This window comes from Allobacillus halotolerans (assembly GCF_018967645.1).
In the GTDB taxonomy this organism is placed as follows: domain Bacteria; phylum Bacillota; class Bacilli; order Bacillales; family Alkalibacillaceae; genus Allobacillus; species Allobacillus halotolerans.
In genome coordinates, this window is record NZ_JAHLZF010000002.1 from 1 (window position 1) to 16,690 (window position 16,690).

Here is a 16,690-nt window from a genome sequence, read left to right on the forward strand (position 1 = left end):
CGCCCGACAAAGCGCTCCAACCGCTCGACAAACGCACCGAGCCGCCCGACAAAGCGCTCCAACCGCTCGATAATTCACAGACGAATGCTTGTGCAGAAGGCCTAACTTCAATAGTCTTCATAAAATCTTCAACAGTCAGCGGGCCAACTTGAGCAGTCAGCGGACCAACTTCAGCAGTCAAACTTCAGTGTCAGTCATCGGATCTCCGTTTACTTGATTCTGTTTCCTTCAAGTCTAACCCGTCATTTAAGAACTCAACTGAACCTCTGAGGTATATGTTTTTCCATTTTGGACGACTTGGACGACAAGGTATTGGCTTGACTCGCTTATTTCGTCAATACGGATGGTCTCTTGGAATTTCCCTTCATTAATATCGCTTTTTTCAAGTAGCGATTTTGTTTCGGAAAAATCTCCTGTAACGATTGCGACCTCCAGTTGTTCGACGTCTTCAGCCAAGTATACGGATAAGTTAAATTCATTTTCCGTAAATGGTATAGGCTCCAATTCGATTCCAGATATACGTGGATAATCTGCTTCATCCGTCACGAATGTATATGGTAGTGATACAAGTTCGTCACCAACGTTGACGTGGAAGTAGCCTTCAAAAATCTCTTCCGATAGTCGGTCAGTCGATACACGCAGTTCAACTGGAAAGCTTTTCGATGTGCCGGGTGCAATCTCTGTTGTGAATGGTAACTTCCACTGGATTCCTGGTTGCTTTCTCGGAATCTCCCACCGGACAAGCACCGGCTCTTCTTCATGATTTTCAATCGTTACTGAGCGTTGAATGGTTTGATCATCTTGATCGACTTTCCCAAAATGAATCGCTTTATTTTTTACAGTGAAGTCGCCCTCTAAACTACTCGCAATATCCGCTACTCCCGCCCCTTGGTCAATGGCAGATTGGTTGAGTTCATCGATCGGATTGGCATGAGAGATCAAGCGGTTTTTTAACTCTTCTGGTGATGCGTCCGGGTCTTTTTCAATTAATAGTGCGAGAAGGCCTGACACATAAGGTGCCGCCATGCTCGTCCCTTGCAATTCGGCATAGCCGCCGGGAACGGTACTCAAAATGTTCACGCCCGGTGCAATGATATCCGGTTTGCTCTCCCAGTTTGAAGTGACCGGACCACGCGAGCTAAATGTCGCAAGCTTGTCCGTCAACTCTTCATATTTTGTCGTAAACCATTTGCCGGCATTTTTTAATTGGCTCGCATCTTCTGTTGAAACATAGGCTACAGGAATCGGCAGTTCAACAAACTCCCAAGAATTCGGGTCTTCCTCACTGTACACAATGACCGCTGATGCGCCTTTTTCCATGATCGCCGCCATCATTTCCAGATACGTCTTTTCTTTTTCAATTAAAATCACACGGTCGTTGATGCTTTTTTCCAATTCCTCAACAGATGAGACTGTCTCTAATGGCATTCGTTTAGAAAAATTCCAAGCAGGACTCAAAGGAACTTGTGCTAAATCGATTCGATACGAATTGGCCAGTTCGATATATGGTTGATGCTGCACTGGCGCATAGGCTCCCACGGACATCGCTTTCTCTGCCGTCGCTGGTGAACCGACCGTCCATAAATCAGGGCCGCTATTTCCATTTGCTACAACGACGGGAACACCCAACTCGACCGCACGATTGACCGCTTCTGTCATGGGACTATCGGGACTGTTCACTTCGTTTCCAAGGGACAAATTGATGACGTCCATCCCATCGTCAACGGCTTCTTCAAGTGCTGCGATAATTTCAGCCGTCGTTCCTGTCCCACCTGGGCCAAGTGCACGATAAGCATAAATTTCAGCATCCGGAGCGACACCGGTGATCTCCCCTTTTGCTGCAATAATGCCTGCCACATGTGTTCCATGCATCGTCGGCACGCCTTGTTCAATCGTCGTTTCCATCGGGTCTTCGTCGAAATCAACCGTGTCGAAGCCCGCTTGGTAATTCGCCTCCAGATCAGCATGTGTATAATCAATGCCTGTATCGATGACACCGACTTTTACGTTTTTACCTGTTTGCTCAATGTCTTCTGGATGATAGTTTGCTTTTGGTAAGGCTGAATTTTTTGTATGGGCGTGAGGCACTTGATACGTTTGTGCCGAGTGAATGGTTGTGACGAACGTTTCTTCATATAATTGCTCGATGTGCCGCTCTTTCCCTTGAACGGCAACCGCTTCAAGCAGCGTGTCATACATATGAAGAACTTCAATGAATGGATAATCTTTTTGCAGGATCGCTTCTAAGTCTTCTGGCGCATTTTCCATTTCGATGATCCATGTTTGCTCTTCGTCTGCTTGGACGATGTTGGGTAAAAAAATTAGCGCAATGATTAGTGTCATGCAGAATTTCTTATGCAACAACTCACCTCCGTTTCGCTCGGAGTTTAGTTTGTGCAATTAATGGAAATTCATGAGAGCGATTCTTATGTATGAAAATAAAACGTAACTAAGATGAAGGTCAACATGAGGTGAACGTGATCTGCTTCTTCGACTGTTGGCTGATAAGTGAATTGATAACCTTTTCCTCTGTAACCCCTACCGATTAACCTGTCATCGGCATATAACTCAACACCATCACTCATTCCATACGTGTGAAATTGATAGTGTCTGCCCTCTATATTTGCTTCCAGTATTCCTTTTAACTTACTCGCATTTTTCATAGAAAGATCTGTTTGTACACGGCCAATTGCTTCCCTGTTTTTTTGAAGAATCCATTGATCATTTCCCAAAAGTTTATTTTCCTCTTGATTGACGAAAGCGAAATGGTCCCCATTCTCCATCTTTGCTTCTAGGTTTAAATACCAACGACCGGTGGAGCGCATGATATCGGCAATAAACATTTTCCAAGGAGATCTGTAAATTCTGCGGAAATTTCCTTTGCATTGTTGATGTGCATAAATTGGTTTCCAATTTGGCGTAATCGCATTTCCTAGCCGGAACATCCATTTCCCTTCACTGTTGAACGGTTGAAATGCTTGGTCTCTTCTCGTTTGATTTCGCAGAAAAAAGTAAAGGAGCACCGCAACCACCGGAAACACCAGCAAGATTGCGAGTTGGTAAAGTTCAAATTTGTCTAAGATGATAAATCTTAATGAAAGTCCAATCATTCCTGCTACAAAAAGACTTAATAAATATCCCACAACATACCCCTTTCAGCTCATAGTCCGTACATCAATTTTATTATGACACAAGTGTATATCATAAAAAAAGCCGATCTCCGAGAAAGAGATCAGCCGCACCATCTATTATTTTGTACCGAAAAGTCTGTCGCCTGCATCGCCTAAACCTGGAATGATATAGCCTTTTTCATTCAGTCTTTCATCAAGTCCTGCAATATAAATATCGATATCTGGATGTGCTTCTTGAACAGCTTCGACGCCTTCTGGTGCTGCAATTAAACATACTAAACGAATATGCGTTGCACCGCGTTTTTTCAACGATTCGATCGCTTCAATTGCCGAGCCGCCTGTCGCAAGCATTGGATCGGTTACAATTAATTCTCTTTCATGAATATCGGATGGTAATTTCACGTAGTATTCAACTGGTTTTAATGTTTCTGGATCACGGTAGAGACCGATGTGGCCAATTTTTGCGGCTGGAATTAAGTCAACGATTCCATCAACCATACCTAAACCGGCACGAAGGATTGGAATGATACCTAACTTTTTCCCTGAGAGGACTTTTGATTTTGATTTTTCAACGGGGGTTTCTATTTCTATTTCTTCTAATGGCAATTCACGAGTGATTTCAAACATCATTAATGCGGATACTTCATCAACCAATTCACGGAAAGCTTTTGTTCCAGTATTTTTGTCTCTGATGAAAGTGAGTTTATGCTGGATTAACGGGTGATCAAAAACATAAAGTTTTCCCAATCTGAACAGCTCCTTTTTTTCACATATCCATTGAATTGTAGCGAACTATTGAGCTTATTTCAACAGACATCGACAAATTTAACAAAGTGGAAACTTTCGCACAAATCATTGTTGATTGTGCGCTTTCGATGAGTAGCTTGTCCAAGCAGAATATATAGAGAAAGAGCCAGAACTATTCCTTTAGCCCAAGCTCTCTCATAGATGTTTTATGATTCCGGGTCTTCTCCGATGATTTTCACTTCACGCTCTAGTTCGACGCCGAACTTATCTTTAACCGTACGTTGCACCATATGAATGACATCAATATATTCGGTCGCAGTTGCATGATCTTTATTAATGATGAAGCCGGCGTGTTTTTTCGACACTTCTGCCCCACCGATTCCTTTTCCTTGCAGATCACTGTCTTGGATCAATTTTCCGGCAAAATAGCCTGGTGGTCTTTTGAAGACACTGCCGCATGATGGGTATTCAAGTGGTTGCTTGGATTCTCGTTTAAATGTCAGATCATCCATAACCGCTTTGATATCATCGTAATTCGCTTCTTTTAAATCAAAGCGAGCTTCCATGACGATATAGCCATTGTCCGGAATATTACTCGTGCGGTAGGAAAGGTCCAAATCTTCCGCTGCCAGTGTTTTTAAATTTCCTTCCCGATCGACGACGACTGCTTCCGTCAAGACATCTTTAATTTCACCGCCATAAGCACCTGCGTTCATAAAGAGCGCACCGCCTACCGTTCCGGGAATACCACAAGCAAACTCAAGACCACTTAGTGAGTGGCTGAGCGCTTCTCTAGAAGCATCGATAATACGAGCACCACTTTGAGCGACTAAACGCGTGCCATCTACTTGGATGTCATCAAGTCTTTTCAAACTCAACACAATACCGCGGATCCCGCCATCTTTGATAATCATGTTCGATCCATTTCCGATGAGCGTGAACGGAACGTTGTGTTCATTCGCAAATTTGACGACTTGTTCTACTTCCTCGTAACGACTTGCTGTGACGAAAATATCGGCATTCCCGCCCATTTGTGTATACGTGTGAGCATTAAGCGGCTCATTCACCTTTATATTCTCTGTTTTTACGATTTCAGACAGATCACGGATAAACGCATCATTGATTGTAAACACTGTCATTTCTCTCCTGACTCTACGCTTATATCTATTGTAGTTTATTCACTCATTCAGTAATTGTTAAACCCTATTTATTCTACCACGAAACAGCATGAATGAGCGACTTGTAACAGAATTGAAAGAAATACGTTGTCCTGTTAGTTTAGCATTTTGTAGCGAAAATATGAATATGGCGTTGGGTTAGGTGGGTGTGGATTCGGTGGGTGTTTGTGGTTTTAGCGGGTTCTCGGGCGTTATCGGCGGGTTTCGGCAATTTATCGGCGAGTTTGCTCACTTTATTGGCGGGTTTTTGAACTTTATCGGCGGGTTCGCATGTTTTATCGACGGCTTCACGTAGTAATTCGATGGCTCGGGTGACGATTTCGATGGCTTCTCACATTTATTCGACGGCTCGAGCTCTGATTTCGATGGCTATATGCATTTTTTCGATGGCTCGATCGGCGATTTCGACGGCTGCGCACATTTATTCGACGGCTCGATCGGCGATTTCGACGGCTTCACACATTTATTCGACGGCTCGAGCTCTGAATTCGATGGCTACATGCATTTTTTCGATGGCTGCAACCGTTTTTTCGACGGGTGCGCGCGATTTTCCGACGGCTCCTCAAAATCAACTAAAAAAGCAGCGGGATCACCGCTGCTTTCCTTATTTTATTCATACATTGGAAAACGGTCAGTCAATGCTTTGACGCGTCGTTTCGCTTCTTCTAATTTTTCTTCGTTCCCGAGATTATCCAATGTCAATTTCATGATGGCTGCAATTTCGTCCATTTCTTCGATGCCGAAGCCTCTTGTCGTGACGGCTGCTGTTCCGATGCGGATACCGCTTGTGACGAATGGGCTTTCTGGATCGAAAGGAATCGTATTTTTGTTCGTTGTAATCCCCACATCGTCCAGCGCTTTTTCGGCTACTTTTCCGGTCAAGCCGAGTGGACGTAAATCCAATAATAATAAGTGGTTGTCCGTCCCGCCGGATACGAGGCGAACGCCTTCTTTGACGAGTGCTTCGCCAAGTCGTTTGGCGTTGTCGATAATTTCTGCTGCATATTCTTTAAACTCAGGTTGCAATGCTTCTTTAAATGAAACGCCTTTCGCAGCAATCACATGCATTAACGGGCCGCCTTGCATCCCCGGAAATACATTGCTATCGATTTTTTTCGCGAATTCTTCTTTACAGAGAATCATGCCACCACGCGGGCCACGAAGCGTTTTGTGGGTCGTTGTCGTCACAAAATGCGCATGTGGAACTGGGTTTGGATGCAAGCCAGCGGCAACGAGACCTGCGATATGCGCCATGTCGACGAGCAAGTATGCGCCGACTTCATCAGCGATTTCGCGAAATTTCTCAAAATCTAGCACGCGTGGATAAGCGGATGCACCTGCGACAATCATCGTCGGTTTCACTTCATGCGCTCGCTCACGTAATGCTTCATAGTCGATGAGTTCATCATCTGCATTGACACCGTAATCAACGACATTATAAAGTTTTCCACTGAAATTCACCGGGCTTCCATGAGTCAAGTGGCCTCCATGATTCAAGTTCATGCCGAGAATCGTGTCGCCTGGTTTCAATACGGAAAAATAAACGGCCATATTCGCTTGGGCACCAGAGTGCGGTTGAACGTTTGCGTGGTCTGCACCGAACAGTTCTTTCGCCCGGTCTCGTGCTAGATTTTCTGCAATATCGACATATTCACAGCCACCGTAATAACGGCGTCCAGGATAGCCTTCTGCATATTTATTTGTCAATACAGAGCCTGCTGCTTCCATGACCGCTTCAGAGACAAAGTTTTCTGATGCAATCAGCTCAATTTTATCGTGCTGGCGGCCCTTCTCTTTATTAATTGCTTCAAGCATTTCTGGATCGATTTCGTTTAATTTGTTCTTTAAATGACTCATGTAAACCCCTCCTTATTTAATAAACGCCAATCAATTGGCTGAGATCTTATTTTCGATACACCGCACGTTCTCCACCAATCAGTTTTGGTCGAGTGAATGCATGGGTGACGTGTGCATTGCCGAGTTGTTTTGTTTGTAAACGAAGTGGCACAACGACAGGCTTCAACTGCATTCCGATGAAGGTGTCTCCGATATCCATACCATAATCAGCTTGGACACTTTCCACTAATACTGGGTCTTCCATCTGTTGATAGGCATGGGTCGCCATCGAACCTCCGGCTTGTGGTTGAGGAATGGCATTCACTTCTGGAATTTGCAAACGCTGTTGTACTTTTCGTTCCAGCACAATCGCTCGGTTCAAATGTTCACAGCACTGAAAGGCTAGGTCGACACCGGTTTCTTGTTGAAACTTCTTCATCGCTTCATAGATCGCTGCGGCAACTTCCTTACTGCCTGCTGTTCCGATATGTTCGCCGACAACTTCACTCGTTGAACAGCCTATTAAGAACAGGCCTTCCTTTCGAATGAAATCTTGATTCTTCCATTCTTCCATCATTGTTTGAAGGTCTTGTTTCACGGATTCGATGGTCGTCATTTTGATTCCTCCTAGAATCGAAGTCATCCATATTCCATTGTAACAAATTTTCAGTCATTTTTGGTTGGAAAATTGACTGTATTTTTATGATAAACTAATTACAGAATCCTTTTTGATTAGGACGTGTATAAAAAATGGAGTTAATTGTGTTTTTAATTTTTATTTTCATTATTTCCATCAGTTTGATTTTTCCAATGGTGTTTAAAGGCGAGCGAAAAGAAAAACCGGATGACAAAGCCAGTATTTGGCTCGTTAGTTTCGTCTCTTTCCTCCTCGCATTACTCATCACTGCAATTTTCGGTGGCTTAGCGCTCGTGTTGCTAGGTACATTAAATGTTGCAAACGTCATGTTCTCAATCGACGTATCGGCATCAAAATTAATCGTCTTAACGGTTTGCTATTTTATTTATTTGTTTACAATTGAAAGCGTTCCTGAAACAATCATTAACTTCCTTATTAGCATTAAATTATTTCAACAAATTCTACTAGCACTTGTCCGAATTCTCGTCTTCGGAATGATCGCCGCGTTGGTTGGCTTGAATTATGAACAATCTCTACTGATTGCTACGGGGAGTGCGATCGTCCTTCTGATCATTGAATTGCTTTATGATTTCAAGCAAAAATCCGACCAACCCTCTCAATAAATGAAAACTGGCCGCCTTATTCAGACGACCAGCGGTTTTTACTGTTCTTCAAATTGCTTTATTTTATTGACGCGGTTCTCGTGGCGACCGCCATCAAATTCTGTTTCCAAAAAGTGTTTTACGATTTCATTGGCGAGTCCTGGTCCAATGACACGCTCTCCCATGGCTAGCATGTTTGCATTGTTGTGCTGGCGGGTCGCTTTCGCGCTGAATACATCATGTACCAACGCACAACGGATTCCCTTCACTTTGTTGGCGGAAATGCTCATACCGATTCCCGTTCCGCAAATGACAATTCCATAGTCGAACTCGCCTTTAGCCACGCGCTCGGCTGCTGGGATGCCGTAGTCAGGGTAGTCAACTGACCCTTCGCAGTCACAACCGATATCCTCAAATTCAATCCCTAGTTCTTCCAGTAAATTCGAAACTTCTCGGCGTAAATTTTTCCCGCCATGGTCTGATGCTAAGATGACCTTCATTGTGGAGTCCTCCCTCAAAGTCTATTCCATTCGGTCGATGTGTTTTTCAATCTCATTCAATGTTTCGATATACGTATCAATCGACAACCCAATCGGGTCGGAGATACTGATATTTGTATTTTCCTCATGAACTGGCTGAACATATTCAATCAAGGTAAAAATTTTATCTCGATCGGTTGGATAATCGCTCATTAACATGACTTTATGATCTTCTGTCATGGTCAAAACCAAATCCGCCCAATTGATTAGATCCTTCGTAAGCGGTTGAGAGGCATGGTTAAAGGTAATTCCTTTTTCTTGTAGCGCTTCAATCGCTTTTGGATTGGCTGCTTGTCCATGTCCCGCAAAAACTCCGGCGGATTGCACTTCCAAATCTGGGCGTTTATGCTTTAACATTGCCTCGGCCATCGGGCTCCGGCACGTATTCCCTGTACAAACGAATAACACTCGATTCAATCCAGTTCCCTCCTGTTGACGTCTACTCAAAATATACCATACATTGTCCCGAAAACGGTAGCTATTTGCTGGAATTATGAACATAAAAAAATGCCCGGATTCGCAGAACAAATCCAAGCGTAAATGATTACAACACCATTTGAATGCCGAGCCCCAATAAAATCAATCCACCGATCGCTTCAGAGTATTGACCGAATATGTTAATCCCTTTACGCGATAAAATCATCCCAAGTGTCGCCAAAAGAACACTCATCAATCCGATCAATAGTACGACGACAAACTGAGAAATACCGCCCATTCCCATACTTAATCCAACCGAAAAACTATCCAAACTCACAGTCAGCGCAAGAGCCGCCAACCCGGAATACTTCACGTATTTCTTCATATCTTTTTCGAGTACTGTCGCTATAATCATTTGGACACCGATCATAATCAGTAGCCAGCCGGAAATAATGTTTGCGATTACACCGAGTCGATCGGAAATCATTTCACCGAGTAGAATTCCACTGAGAGGCATCAAGATGTGTAAAAAACCAACCATGAGGATAAAAAATAAAATTTTTCTTAGACGAATTTTCATCAGACCTATTGAAAGACTAACCGAAAAAGCATCCATACCTAGCGCAAAAGCGATTAGAATAAAAGGTGTGAATGTATCAAAAACAGCCATCATCATTTCCATCTCCCATCAACCGGACATGCTATTTCAATGTATGCACTCTTGGTGATGTTTAGAAGAAATTTAAGATGGCTGATTCAGTTTTTCTAGGTAAAATTGTAGTCTTTTCCTTGAAAAGACTTCCTTTGTTTTTTGCTGGTGTAGCGGTGGATAGGCGGATATGCGCCCTTTCGTGGGATTTATGCTCCCATCATTGGGTGATATGCTACCTAATTTTTCGGATATGGGACCAAAAGCAAAATTTATGGGCCCATATGCGAATGATATGGGCCCTTCTTAATATTATATGTGCCTTGGGCGGGCTAATCACAGTTGACTTGTGACCCTCTCACGATATGGGCCCGCCAAACAAATATATGTGCCTCGTAACTATTTGATCTCGCTTGCCGCTCGTTCCAAACGATTCATTAATGCTTCGCCGATTCCTTTTTTTGAAAAAGATTCAGCTAACACGACGTCGTAATCATGCTCATCGATCTCTCTTAATTTTTGATAGAGCTTTTGGGTGATTTCGGCTATGTCCTCTCTTGAACCTAAAATGAATGGCTGTTCCAAGTTCATTTCGTGTGCTCGTTCTAAACTGACAAGGTAGCCTACTTTTTTGCCTTGGTCTTTCAACTGGTTAGCAATTACCGTCATGTGCTCCGCTTCACGCACGAGCCAAACTACTGTGTCTGGTGCATAATGTTTATATTTCATGCCGGGCGAGCGTGGTTGCTCGCTAGCTGCCAACTTCCCTGTTACGTCAACCGGTCCGATCACCTGCTCGATTTGTTCGCGGGTCACGCCGCCTGGCCGTAAAATCATTGGAGTTTCCAACGAACAGTCAATTACGGTCGATTCAACACCGACTCCGGTAGTCCCTCCGTCGACAACGCCATCGATTCTACCGTCCAAATCCGTCATGACGTGCGCAGCCGAAGTCGGGCTTGGTCGTCCGGAACGATTGGCGCTCGGTGCCGCGACTGGGATATTCGCTGCTTTCAGTAACGCCCGACCGATTTCATGATCCGGTATACGAATGCCGACCGTGTCTAAGCCTGCGGTGACATGATTAGCTAATTGATTTTCTACAGGTAAAATAATCGTAAGCGGTCCCGGCCAAAAGGTTTCCATTAATTGTTTCGCATGCTCCGGTACCTCTGTCACCAGTTCACTGACAGCTTCTACATCTCCAACATGTACAATAAGTGGATTATCCGCAGGGCGTCCTTTTGCTTCAAAAATATTTTTCACCGCTTGATCGTTCCGCGCGTCTGCGCCAAGCCCATAAACCGTTTCTGTCGGGAAGGCGACGAGCTTTCCCTCTTTCAGCCAATCGGCCGCTTCGTTTAAGTGATAATCTTCAGACGTATCTATTTTCCATTGTTTCGTGGTGTGATTCACTTTCATCTCGTTCATCCTTTAATTTTTCTTCCTCTTATTATGCGCGGAAAATAGACATCTTGCAATTATGTGCTTTTCGAAACGGGCTGCAACTTTTTCTCATACCATTCTCCTGGAAGCTCTTCATTTAACGGGGTTTCATAGATTTTCTTAAACTGAATCAGTTCTAGTAATTCTGCGCGCACTTGGTCATTCACGCTGACGATCAAAGATTCGTACCCTTGTCGTTCCGCTTCTTCTGCAATCCAGTCAAACACCAACAAGAAGACAGCCATTTTGGTATTTGAACGAAAAATTAATAATCGTCTTAGCCAAGCATGTGACCCTTCGACCGGTTCAATAACAAAAAAACATAACTTTTCTTGTCCGAACTCCATAAAAAAACCATGCTCTCTAGCCCATTCTTCTTTCAATAATTCCTTCTTTTGCTGATCATCTTGAAAAAATTCATCAATTTCCTGCTCTGAACAATGCTCGAGTTTTGTTACTTTGACCATTTCTTCACCTCATTTGTTCTGTTTCTTAAAAAATATGAGGCAAAGATGGCAAATATGATTCTTTATAGAATTTTAATAGAGTGGCACTTTTACGCGAAGAACGAAACGATTCCTTTAATCCATTCCCACAAGAAAAATTTCACCTCAGGCTCTTCCTCTTCTTCATCGTCGTGCTCAAGTACTGTCGTGCCATTGGAAAAGTCAACAAAGCATAACGGCGGGAATAACACGCACCACCAATTGTCACCTTTACCTTCTCCGATTGTAATCAAGACAGCTTCATAGGTGCCACCCGGATAGATATAATTGTCATAGATTTTATCTGGAAATTCTACGTTTCCGAAGTCTAGCTGATAGGATTGATCCGTCACAATTTCTCCGACGAGCTCTTCCAATTGCGGCATATTATTTTTGATTGTCTGCCGAGCTTTTTCAACAGACGTTAACTCTTGAACCCATTCCGTAATTTGTTCACTGACGGCATCGCGGACTTCCCGCTTGATTTCTTGATCTCTTTCATCATTCGAGTTTGCCAAAATTCTTAGACGAATCGCTTCATCTGGAATCACCTGGCGTTCTTCGTTTCCTTCGTGAGCTACTATTTTTGGGTAAAACAGTTGTACTGAAATCAATAAAATCAATGTAATAACGATAAATCGCTTCATTTCCCCTCAACCTTTCTCGTAATCTATTAATCTCATTCTCGCCGGCTTCATAAAGGTCTATACATCGAATGTGATAATTGTTATGATAAGTTCAATATTTTTAAGAATTACGGTCGGGAGGCGGAATGGATGTTTACATATGAAGTGGATGAGGAAATATCATTAAAATTAATTGATGAAGGCGATGCTGAAGCGGTCTTCAAGTTGACAGATCAAAGTCGAGATTACTTACGAGAATGGCTTCCATGGATTGATATGACGACTGAAATTGGCGACACGCGGAATTTTATTAAAGCTTCAAAGAAAATGTATGCGGAAAGCAAGGGGCTGAACACCGTTATACTCTATAACGGAGAAGCGGCAGGCATTGTTGGTTACAATGAGGTGGATTGGCAAAACAAAATCGCCTATATCGGCTATTGGCTCGGAGAAGGTTTTCAAGGAAAAGGCATTATGACACGCGCCACAAAAGCGTTGGTTGATTATGCGTTTGAGCAGTTGAACCTAAATAAAGTTGATATTCGAGCTGCAGAACGAAATAAAAAAAGCCGGTCGATTCCAGAGCGTCTCGGATTTCAACAGGAAGGGAAAATCCGTGCGGGTGAGTTGTTGTATGGAAAGTATGTCGACCATGTCATTTATGGAATGTTGAAGAATGAGTGGGAGAAAATGAATGCTAGTGAAGCATAGGAATATAACGATTCGAAAAATGAAGCATGAGGATCTCCGTTTGATGATGAAATGGTTAAACGACGATCAAGTATTGGCTTTTTATGAAGAGCCGCCTTCTGATTGGAATTTTGTTTATACATTGTTCCAAACTTCGTCGTCGATGTCATTATCCCAAAAATCCAAGCTACTCTCACTAGCTTTTGTTAAATCCTCAGACACACTTTTATCTCTTTTAGCTTTTAAATACTCTGCAAAATCCAGAATTTTATCTACTTCTTGTTCAGGTATTTCATCAATAATTTTAAGTAAACGATCCTTAGCTGTATCCATAAAATGATCACCTCTTCCATGAAAATTTTATTTTATTATACCACTCAATGTTACGATACACTTTATATTCAAAATCAAAATATTGATACACAATCGCATCCGTTTGTTGAATAAATGTATCCTAGGTGTCTTTGTTTTATATGATCTAATCTTTTATAGTTACTTTATTGTTTTGGTGTTGAATACTGGTTCTAAAAATCTTGTAGAGATTCGATATCAGCCGAGTGTGTGGGCGATTTCGTCCGACGACTTGAGGGGCTGGATAGGTATGTCATGTATTTACTTCCGAGTTTGTCAGGTATTGTTGGTTACAATGAGGTGGATTGGCAAAACAAAATCGCCTATATCGGCTATTGGCTCGGGCAAGGCTTTCAAGGAAAAGGCATTATGACACGCGCAACAAAAGCGTTGGTTGATTATGCGTTAGAGCAGCTGAACCTCCATAAAGTTGATATTCGTGCAGCAGAAGAAATAATAAAAGTCGCTCCATTCCAGAACGTCTCGGATTTCAACAGGAAGGAAAAATCCGTGCGGGTGAGTTGTTGTACGGGAAGTATGTCGACCATGTCGTATACGGGTTGCTGAAGGATGAATGGGAGAAAATGAATGCTAGTGAAGCATAGGAATATAACGATTCGAAAAATGAAGGATGAGGACCTCCGTTTGATGGTGAAATGGTTAAACGATGATCAAGTATTGGCTTTTTACGATGAACCGCCTTCTGATTGGAATCGTATAGTAAAAAAATATGGACCACGGATTGAAGGAAATCATTATGTGACACCTTGTATAATTGAGTACGACGACCAGCCAATTGGTTATATCCAATATTATGAGATCCAACCAAATAAGCTGGATGAATACGGCATCCTACTGAACAGCGATAAGCTTTATGGAATCGATCAATTTATTGGTGAACCAACGTTATGGGGTAAAGGGATTTGGGACACAAATGATTCGAATGGTATTGAGCGAATTAAATCACAAAGGTGCCACAAAGGTGTTGTTGGAAGTGAATCCAGCAAACAAACGGGCCATTCGAGCTTATGAAAAATGTGGATTTCATAAAATAAAAGACCTCGAGGATCACTTGCAGTTAATGGAATGGACCCCAGACAGCAATTAACCGCATTGTTTTTGCTTTAACACTCAGCGAAAACGATGCGGTTTTTTTATTTGGCTCTGGCCTTTATATGCGATATTGGCGCAATTACTTATTAAAGAAACGCGCCCTTTTCTGGAGCAAAGCACCTCATAAACCATCTACATATTGTTTTGCCTCTAACAACGAAAGCCGAAAAGCTTGCCTTACCTCTTTAACAGCTTGAACTTCTTTTCCCTCTTTAAGCAGAACTCGCAGTTTTTCAGTTAGAGAATCGCGCTCGTTTCTGGAATACTACTTACCAAATACTTCTTGATTTTTGAATACCTGTCTTCTTGTATAATGGCGAATCGAAAAACCATAGATCGTAAACAACAGCAATACTAATACCCATATAGCGTCTCTATATGTTTCATATGGTATGTTCGCTATAATACGGTGATAAAGTTCCAAGACAAGCCAGCCTACAGGAAATACAGGTAGTGCGTATTTAGCTGGTATGGCTAATATTATTTTCCCTTTTTCGTTTTTGGAATTCTCGCTTCTTGAAAATTTGATATGTATAATAAGAGCATATATAAAAAATGGAATTATCAATGCGCCTATAATAAGCATTAATTGTATAGTGCAAAATAAAAGTAGTGAGAATTGCAAAGAAAATCTTAGAACCCTGCAATTATCATAATACAAAGAAAAAGGCTTGCCAGCCCAATCAAAAAACCCTACCGTTAAATGGTGACTAATCAATTAATGGTGGAGGTAATGAAAGGATGCTGGCAATGCCTGAAGTTAATCATATCAAAAAACTGAGAAACGAGAAATCATTATCGATTAATGCAATCGTGAAAAGAACTGGATTCAGTTGGGAAACAGTAAAGAAATATGCAGACGAGGATCAACTTCCATCGGAAGTTATTCCTAAAAAGCGTGGGATGATGTATGAGGAGAAATGGGGTGAAATTGTTTCTGATTGGTTGTTGGAGGATTACGCCCTAAAGAAGAAGTTGCGACGGAATAATAAGATCATTTTTCAACAGCTCAAGGAACTGGGTTTCCCAGGTTCTTACCGAACCGTATGTAACTTCATTGCAGAGTGGCGGGAAAAGCTCATGGAAGATGGAGAGACATTCAAGGAGGAATATGACCGGCTTACCCATCCTCCAGCTGAAGCTCAAATTGACTTCGGTGTGACAGAGGCTATCCAGGATGGAAAAGTAAAAGATATTCACTGCTTAATTATGAGTATGCCTTACAGTAATGGGGGATTTACTGTTCCCCTGCCGGGAGAGAATCAACAGTGCTTCCTTGAAGGTTTGAAATTGTTATTCAGCCAATTGGGGCGTGTGCCCCGGAAACTACGTATCGATAATTTGCCCGCTGCTGTAGTAAGGGCAAGAGGAAAACATGGTGAGACGGTATTTACGGAAGGTTTCCTGAAATTTGCAAGTCATTATGGTTTTGAGCCACAGGCATGTAATTCAAGGAAGGGGAATGAAAAAGGTCATGTAGAAAACAAAGTTGGCTATGTAAGATACAATTTCTTCACTCCTTCCCCAGTGATTCGAGATTTGGATCATCTAGAGGAAATGCTCATCCAGAAATCTAAAGAAGATCATGAACGTAAGCACTACAAGAAAGGGGAGCCGATTAAGGATCTTATCGAGGAAGAGAAAAAGTACTGCTTGGCCTTACCAGAAAATGATTACCCGGTATTCAGCAAGCAAACGGTGTCTGCCAATAAATATGGAGAAGTTCTCATTGACAGTGAACCCATTCATATTCCGACTAGTTACCATTATAGCCAATTGTATGTGATTACTTATTGGGATTCCTACAAGGTGATCTCACCAAACGGTGAGGTGTTAGGCGAAGGACCACGTCCTTACATGAACAAAACCCGTGAACTACCATGGGCATCCATATTGCGCATGTGGAAAAGGAAGCCTCGATCTGTGTCCCACTCTAGGTACTTCAATTACCTACCTGGAAGGATAACCAGTTACTTAAGCATTGAATCACCAGAGTTACAGAAAGAACGAATTGAATGGTTAATGGGACTGATTGTAACCTATAGTATGAATGAAATTGATGAACGATTTTATGAATTACTTCCCACGAAAGATTATCCGTCTTCAGAATTTGGTAGTCATCCATATGAAGTGAATTGGAATATGTATGATTCCTTGCGTCCAACAGAGCTTGCATCTGAAGGGAAGGCGAATATCCATGAGTGATCGATTAAAAGAAATGTGCAAATCGCTGCGTCTAGCCT

General features: G+C 42.4%; 18 protein-coding genes and 2 pseudogenes. 6 read left to right on the top strand and 14 right to left on the bottom strand.

The window, feature by feature from the left end:
- The 7 genes from KQ486_RS01680 to KQ486_RS01710 form a co-directional block, all read right to left on the bottom strand.
- On the bottom strand, nt 1-181 hold a 181-nt coding region (locus KQ486_RS01680; protein WP_216686590.1), incomplete at its 3' end, for a hypothetical protein.
- 65 nt (nt 182-246) lie between these two features.
- Nucleotides 247-2,361, bottom strand: coding sequence for a S8 family serine peptidase (locus KQ486_RS01685; RefSeq protein ID WP_144161566.1), 2,115 nt, complete (start codon nt 2,359-2,361; stop codon nt 247-249).
- Nucleotides 2,362-2,426: 65 nt separating this feature from the next.
- Nucleotides 2,427-3,143, bottom strand: a complete 717-nt coding sequence (locus tag KQ486_RS01690; protein WP_144161543.1) for a tubby C-terminal domain-like protein — start codon at nt 3,141-3,143, stop codon at nt 2,427-2,429.
- A 105-nt stretch (nt 3,144-3,248) separates the two neighbouring features.
- Nucleotides 3,249-3,878, bottom strand: a complete 630-nt coding sequence (gene upp / locus KQ486_RS01695) for a uracil phosphoribosyltransferase (RefSeq protein ID WP_216686591.1) — start codon at nt 3,876-3,878, stop codon at nt 3,249-3,251.
- A 206-nt stretch (nt 3,879-4,084) separates the two neighbouring features.
- Nucleotides 4,085-5,002, bottom strand: coding sequence for a UDP-N-acetylmuramate dehydrogenase (murB, locus tag KQ486_RS01700; protein WP_274237427.1), 918 nt, complete (start codon nt 5,000-5,002; stop codon nt 4,085-4,087).
- Nucleotides 5,003-5,665: 663 nt separating this feature from the next.
- Nucleotides 5,666-6,913, bottom strand: coding sequence for a serine hydroxymethyltransferase (gene glyA, locus KQ486_RS01705; RefSeq protein ID WP_216686593.1), 1,248 nt, complete (start codon nt 6,911-6,913; stop codon nt 5,666-5,668).
- Nucleotides 6,914-6,959: 46 nt separating this feature from the next.
- Nucleotides 6,960-7,499, bottom strand: a complete 540-nt coding sequence (locus tag KQ486_RS01710; protein ID WP_274237429.1) for a TIGR01440 family protein — start codon at nt 7,497-7,499, stop codon at nt 6,960-6,962.
- A gap of 143 nt (nt 7,500-7,642) precedes the next feature.
- Here KQ486_RS01710 and KQ486_RS01715 point away from each other — a divergent pair, with 143 nt between their 5' ends.
- The gene (locus KQ486_RS01715; protein ID WP_144161525.1) at nt 7,643-8,152 is read left to right on the top strand and encodes a hypothetical protein; all 510 of its coding nucleotides are present in this window, start codon (nt 7,643-7,645) and stop codon (nt 8,150-8,152) included.
- Nucleotides 8,153-8,190: 38 nt separating this feature from the next.
- On the opposite strand, the gene rpiB is transcribed toward KQ486_RS01715, so the two are convergent.
- The 6 genes from rpiB to spoIIR form a co-directional block, all read right to left on the bottom strand.
- On the bottom strand, nt 8,191-8,631 hold the full coding sequence (gene rpiB / locus KQ486_RS01720) for a ribose 5-phosphate isomerase B (RefSeq protein WP_216686595.1): 441 nt from the start codon (nt 8,629-8,631) through the stop codon (nt 8,191-8,193).
- Nucleotides 8,632-8,652: 21 nt separating this feature from the next.
- Nucleotides 8,653-9,087, bottom strand: coding sequence for a low molecular weight protein arginine phosphatase (locus tag KQ486_RS01725; RefSeq protein WP_216686596.1), 435 nt, complete (start codon nt 9,085-9,087; stop codon nt 8,653-8,655).
- A gap of 127 nt (nt 9,088-9,214) precedes the next feature.
- The gene (locus KQ486_RS01730) at nt 9,215-9,769 is read right to left on the bottom strand and encodes a manganese efflux pump MntP (protein ID WP_246569088.1); all 555 of its coding nucleotides are present in this window, start codon (nt 9,767-9,769) and stop codon (nt 9,215-9,217) included.
- A 366-nt stretch (nt 9,770-10,135) separates the two neighbouring features.
- Nucleotides 10,136-11,158: an L-threonylcarbamoyladenylate synthase gene (locus KQ486_RS01735; RefSeq protein WP_216686597.1), complete on the bottom strand. Its 1,023-nt coding sequence runs from the start codon at nt 11,156-11,158 to the stop codon at nt 10,136-10,138.
- A gap of 59 nt (nt 11,159-11,217) precedes the next feature.
- Nucleotides 11,218-11,649 carry a hypothetical protein gene (locus tag KQ486_RS01740; protein ID WP_216686598.1) on the bottom strand — a complete coding sequence of 144 codons (432 nt, stop codon included), beginning with the start codon at nt 11,647-11,649 and terminating at the stop codon, nt 11,218-11,220.
- 89 nt (nt 11,650-11,738) lie between these two features.
- Nucleotides 11,739-12,314, bottom strand: coding sequence for a stage II sporulation protein R (spoIIR, locus tag KQ486_RS01745; protein ID WP_216686599.1), 576 nt, complete (start codon nt 12,312-12,314; stop codon nt 11,739-11,741).
- A 129-nt stretch (nt 12,315-12,443) separates the two neighbouring features.
- On the opposite strand from spoIIR, the gene KQ486_RS01750 reads away from it, so the two are divergent.
- Nucleotides 12,444-13,004, top strand: coding sequence for a GNAT family N-acetyltransferase (locus tag KQ486_RS01750; RefSeq protein ID WP_216686600.1), 561 nt, complete (start codon nt 12,444-12,446; stop codon nt 13,002-13,004).
- A gap of 114 nt (nt 13,005-13,118) precedes the next feature.
- Here the strand turns inward: KQ486_RS01750 and KQ486_RS01755 are convergent, their stop codons facing one another.
- The gene (locus tag KQ486_RS01755; RefSeq protein WP_216686601.1) at nt 13,119-13,316 is read right to left on the bottom strand and encodes a DUF2281 domain-containing protein; all 198 of its coding nucleotides are present in this window, start codon (nt 13,314-13,316) and stop codon (nt 13,119-13,121) included.
- Between the two features lie 297 nt (nt 13,317-13,613).
- Between KQ486_RS01755 and KQ486_RS01760 the strand changes: the two are divergent.
- From KQ486_RS01760 to istA, 4 genes and pseudogenes are all read left to right on the top strand, one after another.
- Nucleotides 13,614-13,939, top strand: a pseudogene (locus KQ486_RS01760) (GNAT family N-acetyltransferase); the annotation flags it as partial.
- Nucleotides 13,940-13,982: 43 nt separating this feature from the next.
- A pseudogene (locus tag KQ486_RS14540) lies at nt 13,983-14,171 on the top strand (GNAT family N-acetyltransferase); the annotation flags it as partial.
- Between the two features lie 106 nt (nt 14,172-14,277).
- Entirely contained in the window at nt 14,278-14,442 is a 165-nt protein-coding gene (locus KQ486_RS14295) for a GNAT family N-acetyltransferase (protein ID WP_246569124.1), read from the top strand.
- Nucleotides 14,443-15,197: 755 nt separating this feature from the next.
- Complete coding sequence (gene istA, locus KQ486_RS01770; protein WP_337995135.1) at nt 15,198-16,652, top strand: IS21 family transposase; 1,455 nt, start codon at nt 15,198-15,200, stop codon at nt 16,650-16,652.
- The last annotated feature ends 38 nt before the right edge of the window (nt 16,653-16,690 follow it).

Coding starts and splice junctions, on each gene's coding strand:
- glyA (WP_216686593.1), bottom strand. CDS start 6,913: ATGAGTCATTTAAAGAACAAATTAAACGAAATCGATCCAGAAATGCTT.
- KQ486_RS01715 (WP_144161525.1), top strand. CDS start 7,643: ATGGAGTTAATTGTGTTTTTAATTTTTATTTTCATTATTTCCATCAGT.
- rpiB (WP_216686595.1), bottom strand. CDS start 8,631: ATGAAGGTCATCTTAGCATCAGACCATGGCGGGAAAAATTTACGCCGA.
- KQ486_RS01730 (WP_246569088.1), bottom strand. CDS start 9,769: ATGGAAATGATGATGGCTGTTTTTGATACATTCACACCTTTTATTCTA.
- KQ486_RS01735 (WP_216686597.1), bottom strand. CDS start 11,158: ATGAAAGTGAATCACACCACGAAACAATGGAAAATAGATACGTCTGAA.
- KQ486_RS01740 (WP_216686598.1), bottom strand. CDS start 11,649: ATGGTCAAAGTAACAAAACTCGAGCATTGTTCAGAGCAGGAAATTGAT.
- spoIIR (WP_216686599.1), bottom strand. CDS start 12,314: ATGAAGCGATTTATCGTTATTACATTGATTTTATTGATTTCAGTACAA.
- KQ486_RS01750 (WP_216686600.1), top strand. CDS start 12,444: ATGTTTACATATGAAGTGGATGAGGAAATATCATTAAAATTAATTGAT.
- KQ486_RS01755 (WP_216686601.1), bottom strand. CDS start 13,316: ATGGATACAGCTAAGGATCGTTTACTTAAAATTATTGATGAAATACCT.
- KQ486_RS14295 (WP_246569124.1), top strand. CDS start 14,278: ATGGTATTGAGCGAATTAAATCACAAAGGTGCCACAAAGGTGTTGTTG.
- istA (WP_337995135.1), top strand. CDS start 15,198: ATGCCTGAAGTTAATCATATCAAAAAACTGAGAAACGAGAAATCATTA.